This is a genomic window from Prevotella amnii DSM 23384 = JCM 14753, assembly GCF_000378745.1.
Lineage (GTDB): Bacteria > Bacteroidota > Bacteroidia > Bacteroidales > Bacteroidaceae > Prevotella > Prevotella amnii.
The window spans coordinates 90,919-104,908 of record NZ_KB905267.1 but is presented as its reverse complement, the minus strand read 5'-3'; the positions used below and the strand labels follow the sequence as shown (position 1 = coordinate 104,908).

Here is a 13,990-nt window from a genome sequence, read left to right as displayed (position 1 = left end):
GCGAGAGCTATTCTTTTATTTGTTAATGAATATAAAAAGAAAAACCTACAAAAGAAAGCTCATTTGTAGGTTTGAAAGATTAAAAGCCTTTGCCTTTCATTCGCTCGTAAACTGCTGTTTGTTTTTTGTCGTTGTTTTCGATTTTGAATAAAACCATTGAGCGAAGTGGAATGTCGTCAGGTAGTAGTGATGCCAGCTTCTCGATAACTTCATCAACATTGTTGAAGCCAACGTCTGTCAGTTCTGCTACCTTGCGCCCTTGGAAGAATGCTGTGCCATGAACCTGATAACGATACGAGAGTTTGAAACGTTCCTCTTTCGGCTTTTGTTCTCGCTGTGATGGTTTATCTGAGAAGAAAATAAAATCAATTACTTTCTCGTTGAGTTCCCATGTTGGAGAGAAGTCTATCTTGATATAGCCTCGTGTTACCTTGTGTCCGCTGCTATGGTTCATAGCAAATGCCACCTCGCCAATAGTAGCCTTGCAATCGTTTTGCGCCACTGTTCCCCATGTGTGTCTGAAAGTGTAAACAGAATAATCGTGCTGCTTATCTATGCCCATAGCCTCACATAGATGCCGAATACCTATGTTTACGTTGGCACTAAAGCTGTCAGAAGTTGTATGGCGTTTAGCAAAGTTGAATAGATGCACGTCAGCCTCATCGGTGTTCTTGTATTTGTCTAACAAAGGAAGTAGGATAGGAGGGACACGCATTTCCATATATGCGCCATCGGCACGAAACTTTTTTGTCTTGGCACGTTGGTAATGGATGATGCCGTCATAGTAGTCTGTTTTCTTCATCTGAAACAAATCAACCGTGTTGATACCTGCAAGACAAAGCACCATCATTGCCACATCTCTGCCTATCTCTGTGGTAGGGTGCGCCATCTTACTTTCAGGAAGTGGAAAGAAAAAGAACTCCCTGCACGCTTCGGGAGTGATTGCCAATTTCTCTGGACGGTCAGCCTTTGGAATTTCCACCTTCACCCACGGATTTGTCTTTATCTTGATGATGCCGTTGTCGTAATCGTTGAACTCTACCTGTGCAGCTTTGAATATCTGCCTGATGCAAATAGGGTACATTTCCTTGGCACGCTTTGTCGTTTCAAGACTTTTAATCCATCTGTTTACAAACATCGAGGTCAGATGCGAGAACTTGACATGGTTTGTCCCTGCAAATCTCTCGAGGTGCTGTAAGGCAAGTTCATAGTTGCGAGCGTTGCGCTGCTGCCCTCTGTCTATCATTCGGTCTATGTGCTTTCTGGCATATTTCGAAAAATCTATATCATCATCGCCACTCACAAGAAAGTCGGACACTTCTTTTGCGTTCCAGTTCCTAATGTCCTTTTTGTTGAGACGCTCCATGTAGTCAATGATAACAGGAGAGAGCAGACCAACCACGTATGGGTCTTTAACTTCTTTGGTTTTCGTGATGCCCTTATCGTTTACCATCTTGTCAGTTTTGATATAGGCGAGTTCCCTATGATGTGTTACCCTGATATAAACAGGATAAAAACCATCGCTACGTTTACTCCTTACGCATATTTTCAGTGTTGCCATAATTCATCCGTGTTCCAATTGTTAGTGATAAAAATATCTAAACTTGTTATAACTTACAGATTTGCAGTTGTAAACACGCTGTAAACAGTGTATTCCAAAATAGTAAACTTACTGTAAACATTTACGCTCATTCTGCCCAAATAGTGTGTATAAACACACGCTGTTTTATGAAAAGAATTAGGCGGAAAACCTCCGTAAATACGTGGTACTCCGCCTAAACAATTGATATTTAGGAGTTTTCTAACATTCTTCCACAGCAGCTTGCGCCGCTGCTAACCTTGCTATAGGTACACGGAAAGGAGAACAACTAACATAATTTAAACCTACATGATGGCAAAACTTGACAGATGAAGGCTCGCCCCCATGCTCTCCACAAATGCCACACTTAAGATTTTTACGAGTAGCCCTACCTTTATTAACTGCTATTTTAATAAGCTGCCCTACTCCATCTTGATCTAATACTTGGAATGGGTCTACATCAAGTATCTTCTTTTCCAAATAACTTGGTAAGAAACTTGCTATATCATCACGACTATATCCAAAGGTCATCTGTGTAAGGTCATTGGTTCCAAAACTAAAATATTGTGCTTTTTTAGCAATAAGGTCAGCAGTAAGAGCTGCACGAGGGATCTCTATCATTGTACCTACTTTAAACTCTATCTCCAAACCTTCTTTCTCAAACAATTTCTTAGCTGTTTTTCTAATAATAGCCTCCTGAATATCAAGCTCATTAACAATACCTACAAGTGGTACCATTATCTCAGGCATAGGGTTAAAGCCTTCTTTTTTTAGTTGTATAGCAGCTCCAAGTATAGCCTTTGTCTGCATAGCAGTAATCTCAGGGAAAGTATTACCTAAACGACAACCACGAAGACCAAGCATAGGATTAGCTTCTGAAAGAGAATTCACACGATCCTGAATAAACTTAACACTAACACCCATCTCATCAGCCATAGCCTGCTGCCCTTCTAAAGTATGAGGAACAAACTCATGCAAAGGTGGATCTAAAAGACGAATATTTACAGGCATACCATCCATACATTTCAATATGCCGTAAAAGTCTTGCTTTTGATAAGGCAACAACTTATCTAATGCTCTTTCACGTTCCTCTGTACTATTAGCAAGTATCATCTCTCGCATTGCTTTTATCTTCTCGTTCTCAAAAAACATATGTTCTGTTCTGCAAAGACCTATTCCCACTGCTCCGAAATTACTTGCTACCTCAGCATCATGTGGCGTATCTGCATTAGTACGAACAACAAGCTTAGTATACTTACTACAAAGATCCATTAATTCTGCAAAATCGCCTGTTACCTCAGCAGGTTTTGTTTTTACCTCTCCAAAATAAACTTCACCTGTAGAACCATTCAAAGAAATATAGTCCCCTTCACGCAAAACTGTTCCGTCAATGTCTATAGTACGCTTCTTATAGTCTATAATAATAGCACCTGCTCCACTAACACAACACTTACCCATGCCACGAGCAACAACAGCTGCATGTGAAGTCATACCTCCACGAGCAGTTAAAATACCTTCGGCGGCCGACATACCTGCTAAATCTTCAGGTGATGTCTCTATACGTACCATAATAACCTGATGCCCATCATCATGCCACCTAGTAGCATCATCGGCAAAGAACACTATCTGCCCACATGCTGCTCCGGGAGATGCTGGCAAACCGCGAGTTAACACTTTTGCTTGTGTTAATGCTTCTTTATCAAAAACAGGATGAAGAAGCTCATCAAGCTTATTAGCCTCACAACGTTTCAATGCTGTCTTTTCGTCTATCTCACCTTCATGCAATAAGTCCATAGCTATCTTTACCATGGCTGTACCTGTACGCTTACCATTACGTGTTTGAAGAAACCACAACTTACCATCTTGCACTGTAAATTCCATATCCTGCATATCATGATAATGCTTTTCTAACTTATCTTGGATAGCATTTAGCTGCTCAAACACTTCAGGCATACATTCTTCCATAGAAGGATATTTTGTAAAACGAACCTCTTCATCAATATCTTGTTGCTTAGCCCAACGCAAAGATCCTTCCTTTGTAATTTGCTGCGGAGTACGAATACCTGCCACTACGTCCTCACCTTGTGCATTAACAAGATACTCACCATTAAAAATATTTTCACCACTGCCTGCATCACGAGAGAAGCATACGCCAGTAGCAGAAGTGTCTCCCATATTACCAAAAACCATAGCCTGAACATTAACTGCTGTTCCCCATTCCTGAGGAATACCTTCCATCTTACGATAGAGAATGGCACGATCGTTCATCCAAGAATCAAATACAGAACAGATAGCACCCCAAAGCTGCTCCATAGGATCAGTAGGGAAATCTTTTCCAGTCTGCTTCTTTATAGCTTCTTTAAAAAGTTTTACAAGCAATTTTAGCTCTTCTACATTCATCTCGTTATCGAGCTTTATACCACGTTTTGCCTTTACATCCTGAATAATTGCTTCAAATGGGTCTATATCTTCCTTGTTTTCTGGCTTCATTCCTAAAACAACGTCACCATACATTTGCACAAAACGACGATAACTATCAAAAGCAAAACGTTCATTGCCTGTTTTTTCTGCTAATCCTACAACTACTGTGTCATTCAACCCAAGATTTAATATAGTATCCATCATGCCAGGCATCGAAGCACGAGCTCCAGAGCGCACACTAACTAATAAAGGATTAGTTGGGTCTCCAAACTTCGAGTTCATCAAGGTTTCGATATGCTTTACACTATCTTCTACTTCTTTTTTTAGCAAAAGAACCACTTGCTCTTTACCTACTTCATAATATTCATTGCATACATCAGTAGTAATAGTGAAACCCGGGGGTACAGGAACGCCGATAAGATTCATCTCTGCAAGGTTAGCACCTTTACCTCCAAGAAGATTTCTCATATCCGCCTTACCTTCAGCTTTACCATTGCCGAAGGTATAAACTCTTTTTTCGCTCATAATTAATTGTTTTTATATATTTGTTTATTTTAGTCATTATTTAGTGCAAATATACACAATGTGAAAAATATGTGCAAGTTTTCACTCAACTTTTGTAATGTTCAAATAGCATTTTATATATGTTTTCGTACACAGTAAGTTTGTAAAACAACAGAAGTGGGAAAATAAACAGAAAAAACTGTACCTTTGCAAAAAAATAAGAACAAGAGAATATGACCAGAAAGAGAAAACCTCTACCTTTGTTAGAAAATGTAACTATAGAAGCTGTAGCTGCTGAAGGGAAATGTATAGCACACGTTAAAGATATGGTAGTGTTTGTTCCATTTGTAGTACCGGGTGATATTGTGAACCTACAAGTATATAAAAAACGCCACAAATACTATGAGGCTACAGTAACAAAATTCATAAAAAAAAGCGATGTACGTATAGATCCACTATGTAATCATTTTGGTATTTGTGGAGGATGTAAGTGGCAAAACCTTCCTTATAAAGAGCAACTAAAAGCAAAAGAGCAACAGGTTTTCGATCAATTAACACGCATAGGCAAAGTTTCTCTTCCTGAAATAAATCCTATAATGGGATCTATTCACACTGAAAATTACCGCAACAAATTAGAATTCGGTTGTGCTAATAAACGATGGTACACTACCGAAGAACTAAAAGACATACCAAACGGAATAGGATTAACAGAAGGTGCTATTGGTTTTCATATTACAGGTGCTTTCGACAAGATATACCCTATAAAAAAATGCTGGTTGATGGATAATCTTCAAAATGACATTAGAAACTCCATTTACAACTATGCTCTAAAAAACAAATTTACCTTTTATGACACACGTGAGCAACATGGCCTATTACGCAGTATCATGATACGCAATTCTAACACAGGCGAATGGATGGTATTAATACAGTTTCATTACGATAATGATAATGATGAAGAACGTTCTTTAGGATTAATGAAACACATTGCCAACAATTTTCCACAAATTAGCTCATTGCTATATGTTAACAACCAAAAAGGTAATGACACTTTTAACGACCTTGATCTTATTTTATACAAAGGGAAAGACCATATCTTTGAAACAATGGAAGAGCTTAATTTTAAAGTTGGCCCTAAAAGTTTCTATCAAACCAACACAGAACAAGCTTACCATCTTTATGATGTAACTCGCCGTTTTGCTAATCTAACTGGCAAAGAGTTAGTATATGACTTATATACAGGAACTGGAACTATAGCCAACTTTATTGCAAAAAAAGCAAAGAAAGTAATAGGCATCGAGTATGTTCCTGAAGCGATAGAAGATGCTAAAGTAAATTCAAAAATCAACAATATTGAAAACACTTTATTCTATGCTGGAGATATGAAAAACATTCTTACTGATAGATTTGTAAAAGAACATGGTCGTCCAGATGTTATTATTACCGATCCTCCACGTGCAGGTATGCATCCCGATGTTATCAATGTGATATTACAAGCACGACCCAAACGCATTGTTTATGTGAGTTGTAACCCCGCTACACAAGCACGAGACTTATCATTACTTAATACAAGCTATAAGATTATTGCTGTACAACCTGTAGATATGTTTCCTCATACACCACATGTAGAAAACGTTGTTCTCTTAGAAGAAAGATTAACATAGCCACAAATAATACTTGTTTTGAACAAAAATATTTGTATAAATTTGAATATTACTATTTTTTGAAAATAAAAAAGAGAAGCTCCCTTTACAGGAACTTCTCTTTTATATATAAACATAATGTTGTACACCTTACTTACGTGCTCTCAACTCTTCAAGACTAACTTTAAGCATACTAATTTTTTCTTCTGAATCACTTTCCTTTTTACGCTCACGCTCAATAACTGAGGCTGGAGCATTAGCAACAAAGTTCTCATTTGATAACTTCTTACGAATACCTACAAGGAAACTTTCCAAATGCTTAAGTTCTTTTTCTTGCTTTTCTATCTCTACTTCAACATCTATCAAATCGCCCAATGGTACAGCAAAAGAATCTGTACCTACCATAAAGACCGAAGCATCTGCACTCTTCTCTGTAGAAACTCTAATATTCTTTACATTTGCCATCTTAGAAATAATAGTGTTATAATGTTCGAAAGGATTTTGATTTATTGTTTCCAAATCTAATCCTACCTTTGAAGCAATATTCTTTTGATTACGAACCATTCTCACACCACTAATAATTTGCTTCACCTTTTCTATATCCTCTTCTATTTTTGCATCCTCTTGCTTTGGAGTATCAATATTAAGCTCTACACTCATAATACTCTCACCAGCTTTGCGCTCATAAAGATGATGCCATAACTCTTCCGTAATAAATGGCATAAAAGGATGAAGCATCTTTAAAAGAGTATCAAAAAAGCTCAAAGTAGCTTCGTAAGTAGACTTATCTATAGGACAACCATACTCTGGCTTAATCATTTCTAAATACCAACTAGAAAACTCGTCCCAAAACAATTTATAAATAGTCATCAACGCATCAGAGATACGATAACTCTTAAATTGTTGTTGCATATCTGCATTTACTGCTTTCAGCTTGGCATTAAACCAACGTACTGCTATCTTACATGATTCTGGTTGTGCCAAATTATCTACCTGCCATCCTTTAACAAGACGGAAAGCGTTCCAAATCTTATTATTAAAATTACGTCCTTGCTCGCAAAGAGCCTCATCAAATAGTATATCATTACCTGCTGGGGCTGATAACATCATTCCCATACGCACACCATCTGCACCAAATTTATCAATAAGCTCCAAAGGATCAGGCGAATTTCCTAAACTCTTACTCATCTTCCTACCCTTCTTATCACGCACAATACCTGTAAAATAAACATGCTTAAATGGGAACTTACCACGATATTCGTAACCAGCCATTATCATTCGAGCTACCCAAAAAAAGATAATATCTGGTCCTGTTACCAGATCACTGGTAGGATAATAATAACTAATCTCATCATTGTTTGGATTGTTAATACCATCAAAAACAGATATAGGCCATAACCAAGAAGAAAACCATGTATCCAAACAATCGCTCTCCTGCTCTAAATCAGATGCACTTATAGCATTATTCAGTTTCTTTGCTTCAGATAAAGCTTCAGAATCATTCTCTGCTACTACCATGGCAGGTTTACCATCAGCAGATTTAAAATAATAAGCAGGAATACGATGTCCCCACCATAACTGTCTGCTAATACACCAATCCTTAATATTCTCTAACCAATGACGATAAGTCTTTTTATATTTTTTAGGATAAAATTCTATATCATCATCCATTACAGGAGCAAGTGCTATATCTGCAAAATGCTGCATTTTTAAAAACCATTGTGTAGATAGTTTAGGTTCAATAGGCACATTTGTACGCTCAGAATACCCCACTTTATTATCATAGTCTTCTACACATTCCATTAAACCTGCAGATTCCAAATCTTTTGCTATCTGCTTACGCACCTCCATACGATCCTTACCTACATACAAGCCTGCCGATTCGGATATTGTTCCATCGTCATTGAAAATATCTATTGTTTCCAATCCATACTTTAATCCAAGAGCATGATCGTTTACATCGTGAGCAGGAGTAACTTTCAAACACCCTGTACCAAACTCAATGTCTACATATTCGTCCTCTATCACAGGAATAACACGTCCCACTAAAGGTACTATAACATGTAATCCTTTTAACCAAGTGTTCTTTTCATCTATAGGATTAATACACATTGCAGAATCGCCCATTATTGTTTCTGGACGTGTTGTTGCTACTACTGCATAATAACCTTTATCATCTTTATGTATTACATTTCCATCTTTCTTACGAATTACCTTTAACTGATCGTCTGTAGAAATATAATACTTTAAATGATATAATTTAGAATGCTCCTCTTTATATATAACCTCTTCATCTGAAAGAGCTGTCTTAGCCTTGGGATCCCAATTAACCATACGCACACCACGATATATAAGACCTTTCTTATAAAGATCGCAAAACACCTTTATAACGCCCTTACTACGCACATCGTCCATTGTAAAAGCTGTACGATCCCAATCACATGAACAGCCCAATTTGCGAAGCTGTTTTAAAATAATACCTCCATGCTCATTAGTCCAATCCCAAGCATACCTCAAAAATTCATCACGTGTGATATCTGCTTTTTGTATTCCTTGCTGTGCAAGACGATTAACAACCTTTGCCTCTGTTGCTATACTAGCATGATCAGTACCTGGAACCCAACAAGCATTTTTCCCTTCCATACGAGCACGACGCACAAGAATATCTTGAATCGTATTATTAAGCATATGCCCCATATGTAAGACACCTGTTACATTTGGTGGAGGGATTACTATTGTATAAGGCTCTCTGCCATCAGGCTTAGAGCAGAAAAGCTTATTATCCAACCAATATTGGTACCATTTCGACTCCACTACCAGTGGATCATACTTGCTTGCTAATTCCATTATACTATATTATTAATCTTTATTATCATTTAAAAACGAGACAAAATTACAAAAAAATCATCTAAAAGATATATCTTTGCACTATATATATGATGAAAGCGAAATCTTTTAACGTTTATCATCACTAACTTTTTAACATAGGATAAATTGCATACTAAAAAAGAAAAATTATTGGCTTTTGCTCGCTTGTTAGATATACAAGAACGTTTACGCAAAGAATGCCCTTGGGATAGAAAACAAACTTATGAAAGTTTGCGTCCCAACACCATAGAAGAAGCCTTTGAGCTCGCCGACGCCTTGATAAATAATGATAAAAAAAACATTTGTAAGGAGTTAGGGGACATCATTGAACATGTTATTTTTTATGCTATATTAGGTCAGGAAGATAACGACTTTGATATAGCAGATATTTGCAATGCACAATCGGATAAACTTATGTTTCGCCATGATTTTATAGACTGGACAGGATGGACAATAAATAATCCTAACATGACTATATCCCAAAATGGGCAAGTTATATATAAAGATGAAAAAAACAAAAATAAGAAATCTCTCATAAAAAACAATCTACAACCTACCACCGAGGTAGAAGTAGAAAGCACATGGGAACAACGCAAACAACAAGAACGCGATGGAAATATTTCTGTTTTATCTGGAGTTCCATCATCACTGCCCAGTATTATAAAGGCATATCGCATACAAGATAAAGCACGCAATGTAGGATTTGACTGGGAAAAACGTGAAGATGTTTGGACAAAAGTACAAGAGGAATTAGAAGAACTAAAAATAGAACTTGATAAAAATAACAACGAAAATGCTACTAAAGAGTTTGGTGATTTTATCTTCTCGCTTATAAACGCTGCTCGTCTTTATAATATAAATCCAGACAACGCTTTAGAATTTACTAATAAAAAGTTTATTCAACGTTTTAATTACATAGAAGAACAATGTAAAAAGCAAGGCAAAAATATAAAAGACTTAACTCTCTCAGATATGAATAAACTATGGAATGAAGCAAAGAATATAAGAAAAATATAATAATCCTATCTGTAAAATAATATAATTATGAAGAAATTAACTACTCTCTTACTAAGTATTATTACTATATCTATATTTATAGGATGCAATAATAAAAAACAACAGAAGACGCTAACACGATCAACAGAAACTTTAGAAAGTAATGCCGCTAAAGATAGTACTATATACGGAACAATGATTGATGGTGGTATGAACTCACTAACACTGCTTACTGATAAAGGAGATACTGTAGAATACCTCATAAACCCAAATGATACAACTGAAGTTGTAAAGGGTGGAAAGCTAAATGGCGACCGCTTTGCTATAATAAGCTATACAGAATATGGCGACCGCTTTATACGTAGCGCAATAAATATAACCTCTCTTTTAGGTTGTTGGACAAGCCTTGATAAAAACTTTGAAATAAAAGAGGGAGGTACTGTAATATCAAACATACAATCAGAAACCACACCTTGGACTTCTTGGAAAATATTTAATGGTAAACTTATTCTATCAAAAGATACGTTTGAAATATCCCAATTAGAACCTTATACACTTTCTTTAGAAAACGCAAATGGGATATTTGTTTATAAGCGTAGTAAATAATAATGGAAAATTTTAAAATACACATCTTAGGATGTGGTAGTGCTCTACCTACCATTAAGCACGCTTCATCATCACAAGTAATAGAGCTACGCAATAAACTCTTCATGATTGATTGTGGCGAAGGCACACAAACACAATTACGTAAACACCATATTCCATTCTCACGCATACAAGCAATATTCATATCTCATCTACATGGCGACCACTGTTTTGGTATACCTGGCATAATTTCTACTTTTGGGCTAACTGGAAGAACTGCACCATTACATATATATGCACCTGCTAATTATGAAGCCATACTACAACAGACCATATCTTTTTTTTGTCAAAATATAGAATTTAAGATAATCTTCCATTCTCTTAATACTAATATACAGAAAGTTATATTTGAAGACAGAAGCCTTACTATAGAAACAATTCCTTTACAACATCGCATAGAATGTTGTGGTTTTCTTTTTAGAGAAAAACCTACAAAGCCACATATTATACGAGAGATGATAGACTTTTATAATATACCAATAAGTCAAATTAACAATATAAAGGCTGGAGCCGATTGGGTAACGCCTGATGGAAAAATTATTCCCAACAAAAAACTTACCTATGCACCTGATACCGCTCGTAGCTATGCTTATTGCTCTGATACTAAATTTATCCCGCATCTATATAAAATTGTTAAAAATGTTAGTACTCTTTACCATGAAAGTACTTATACAGAAGAGCACGCAGACAAAGCTAAAATATATTTACACAGTACAGCAAAACAAGCTGCTATAGTAGCTAGCAAGGCTAATGTTGGAAAACTCATTTTAGGGCATTACTCTGCAAGATACGACTCTGAAGCAACAATATTAAAAGAAGCACGCGAAATTTTTACAGAAAGTTATCTCTCTAATGAAGGCGATATTTTCAATATATAAAACTTATACTTTAATTATAAATACAAACAATTTATACTAAAATAAGACTTATACAAAATCTTTCCACACGAGAAAAAACAAACAATTAATGTATAATAAAACTAACTCACATGATATCTATAAAAAATAATTCTATTCCAACTATTTTTAAAAATACAATAAAACACTTTTCTTTTATTTTCCTTCTAACTTTTAGTACAATAACAGCTATAGCAATTCCACATAAACGTGAATTTCGAGGAGCATGGATACAGTGCGTAAATGGTCAATTTCAAGGATTACCTACTGAAAAAATACAAAAAACTTTAATTTATCAACTTAATGAATTACAAAAAGATGGAGTAAATGCTATTATCTTTCAGGTTCGACCAGAGTGTGATGCTCTCTACAATAGCCCTTTTGAGCCATGGAGTAGATACCTAACAGGGAAACAAGGTGTTCCACCTTCTCCCTATTGGGATCCTTTACAATGGATGATAGAAGAATGCCATCGACGCGGAATGGAGCTTCATGCATGGATAAATCCCTATCGCGCAAAGACTAAAGGTACCAACAAACTTGCCTATAATCATATTGCAATAAAAAGCCCTGAACATGTTTTTGCCTATGATGGGCAATACATTCTTAATCCTGGTATTCCTTCTAATAGAGATTATATATGTAAAATAGTAAATGATATTGTAACTCGTTATGACATCGATGGACTGCATATTGATGACTACTTCTATCCTTATCCTGTTAAAGGACAAAAAATTCCTGATTGGCGAGAATATCAACAATTTGGAAAAGGATTTACAAATATTGGAGATTGGCGCAGAAATAACGTAAACCTTTTTATCAAACAGTTATCCAATACAATTCATACAGCTAAACCTTGGGTAAAGTTTGGTGTATCTCCTTTTGGCATTTACCGCAATGCGCGTACTACTTCAAATGGTAGCAAGACACGCGGATTACAAAATTACGATGACCTTTACGCAGATGTTATCAAATGGATAAATGAAGGATGGGTAGATTATTGCGTTCCACAGATTTACTGGCAAATAGGCCATCCTACAGCCGATTACAAAGAGCTTGTCAAATGGTGGAATAACTATGCTGTTAACAGACCTCTATATATAGGAGAAGATATAGAACGTACTGTAAAATATGCTGATCCTAAAAATCCACTATCACACCAACAACCTGCAAAATGGCTATTGAAGGATCAAGCAAAAAACGTCAAAGGAACAGTATTATGGTATGCTAAAATGGCTGTTGACAATCCTGGAAACTATGGATTAAAACTACGTTATGACTATTGGAGTACACCAGCTTTACAACCTTTAATGCCTTTCATAGACAATAAAGCACCTCGCAAACCTAAAAAAATAAAAATAACACACATTGACAATGAATATTATATCTCATGGAAAGCCCCTAAAGGTAAAGGCTGGAAAGATAAAGCTAATAAATATGTTATATATTGTTTCGATAAAAATGAAACTATTAATCTTGAAGATCCTTCGCACATATTAGCTATCACTTATAATACAACCTACAAGCTACCTACTCTAAAAAGCAACCCAAAGAAAGTTATTATAATAACAGCACTGGATCGTATGGAAAATGAAAGTGTAGGAAAGAAAAAGAAAATAACTTTACGATATTAATAAACTTTATAATAAAAGTTGCTCTCTAAAAATAATTACTCTCTATATATAAGCTTACTTATTTTATTATAAACAAGAAAAACAAAAATAAGCTCACTTCTAATAGTGAGCTTATTTTATCTTTAATAAATATTTTTTATTCATTATCTTCATCATCTTCATCATCTTCAGTACCAGACTTGCTTGAAAAAGCAATGTCAGGAATAGGAAGAGAACGTTCAATAACTGCATGATAAGAAATAGTACTTTCACTACGCGATAACCCTAAAGGCTGTAACTTATCATGAATAATAGCCATAAGATGACTATTATTATAAGCATAAATCTTTAAAAACAAATCATATTCTCCTGTAGTATAATGACATTCTACCACTTCTGGTATTTCTTCCAATTTCTTTACAACATCTTCAAAGTTCTCAGGGTTCTTTAAATTTAATCCTATAAAAGCGCAAGTTTCATAACCTACCTTCTCAGGCTCAATTAAAAACTGAGAACCACGAATTACTCCTAAATTTGCTAATTTCTGAATACGCTGATGAATAGCAGCTCCACTAACATTACACTCACGAGCTACTTCCAAAAAAGGAATACGAGCAGCTCCACTAACATTACACTCACGAGCTACTTCCAAAAAAGGAATACGAGCATCTCCACTAATAAGACGAAGAATTTTTTTATCCAGCTGATCTAAACTTCTATGTGCCATTTTATAATATTTTTGTGCAAATTTATAAACTAAAATTTATTTATCCAAATTTATAAAGATATTTATAATAAATTAAAAATTAAGCCCCATATAAAAAC

9 protein-coding genes are annotated in these 13,990 nt (G+C 35.6%); 5 read left to right on the top strand and 4 right to left on the bottom strand.

The genetic code is table 11. The features are described 5' to 3' along the window. Positions 1-79 precede the first annotated feature (79 nt). Both F596_RS0101755 and ppdK read right to left on the bottom strand, forming a co-directional pair. Positions 80-1,561 carry a tyrosine-type recombinase/integrase gene (locus F596_RS0101755; protein ID WP_019035625.1) on the bottom strand — a complete coding sequence of 494 codons (1,482 nt, stop codon included), beginning with the start codon at positions 1,559-1,561 and terminating at the stop codon, positions 80-82. 240 nt (positions 1,562-1,801) lie between these two features. After that, positions 1,802-4,525 (bottom strand): pyruvate, phosphate dikinase, encoded by a 2,724-nt coding sequence (gene ppdK, locus F596_RS0101750; RefSeq protein ID WP_019035624.1) that lies wholly within the window; start codon positions 4,523-4,525, stop codon positions 1,802-1,804. A gap of 212 nt (positions 4,526-4,737) precedes the next feature. Between ppdK and rlmD the strand changes: the two genes are divergently transcribed. Further along, the gene (rlmD, locus tag F596_RS0101745) at positions 4,738-6,168 is read left to right on the top strand and encodes a 23S rRNA (uracil(1939)-C(5))-methyltransferase RlmD (RefSeq protein WP_019035623.1); all 1,431 of its coding nucleotides are present in this window, start codon (positions 4,738-4,740) and stop codon (positions 6,166-6,168) included. A 129-nt stretch (positions 6,169-6,297) separates the two neighbouring features. Here rlmD and F596_RS0101740 read toward each other — a convergent pair whose 3' ends face one another. Beyond that, positions 6,298-8,994, bottom strand: a complete 2,697-nt coding sequence (locus F596_RS0101740) for a valine--tRNA ligase (protein ID WP_008451276.1) — start codon at positions 8,992-8,994, stop codon at positions 6,298-6,300. A 147-nt stretch (positions 8,995-9,141) separates the two neighbouring features. Between F596_RS0101740 and mazG the strand changes: the two genes are divergently transcribed. The 4 genes from mazG to F596_RS0101720 all read left to right on the top strand — a co-directional run bounded on the left by mazG (position 9,142) and on the right by F596_RS0101720 (position 13,186). Then, positions 9,142-10,032 (top strand): nucleoside triphosphate pyrophosphohydrolase, encoded by an 891-nt coding sequence (gene mazG, locus F596_RS0101735; protein ID WP_024992685.1) that lies wholly within the window; start codon positions 9,142-9,144, stop codon positions 10,030-10,032. Between the two features lie 27 nt (positions 10,033-10,059). Further along, a complete protein-coding gene (locus tag F596_RS0101730) occupies positions 10,060-10,617 on the top strand; it encodes a lipocalin family protein (protein WP_008451278.1) in 558 nt (185 codons plus the stop codon). A 2-nt stretch (positions 10,618-10,619) separates the two neighbouring features. Further along, positions 10,620-11,534: a ribonuclease Z gene (locus F596_RS0101725; RefSeq protein ID WP_008451285.1), complete on the top strand. Its 915-nt coding sequence runs from the start codon at positions 10,620-10,622 to the stop codon at positions 11,532-11,534. A 110-nt stretch (positions 11,535-11,644) separates the two neighbouring features. Further along, complete coding sequence (locus tag F596_RS0101720; protein WP_019035622.1) at positions 11,645-13,186, top strand: glycoside hydrolase family 10-like protein; 1,542 nt, start codon at positions 11,645-11,647, stop codon at positions 13,184-13,186. A 136-nt stretch (positions 13,187-13,322) separates the two neighbouring features. Here F596_RS0101720 and F596_RS0101715 read toward each other — a convergent pair whose 3' ends face one another. Further along, positions 13,323-13,892: an Lrp/AsnC family transcriptional regulator gene (locus F596_RS0101715; RefSeq protein WP_019035621.1), complete on the bottom strand. Its 570-nt coding sequence runs from the start codon at positions 13,890-13,892 to the stop codon at positions 13,323-13,325. Between the last annotated feature and the right edge of the window lie 98 nt (positions 13,893-13,990).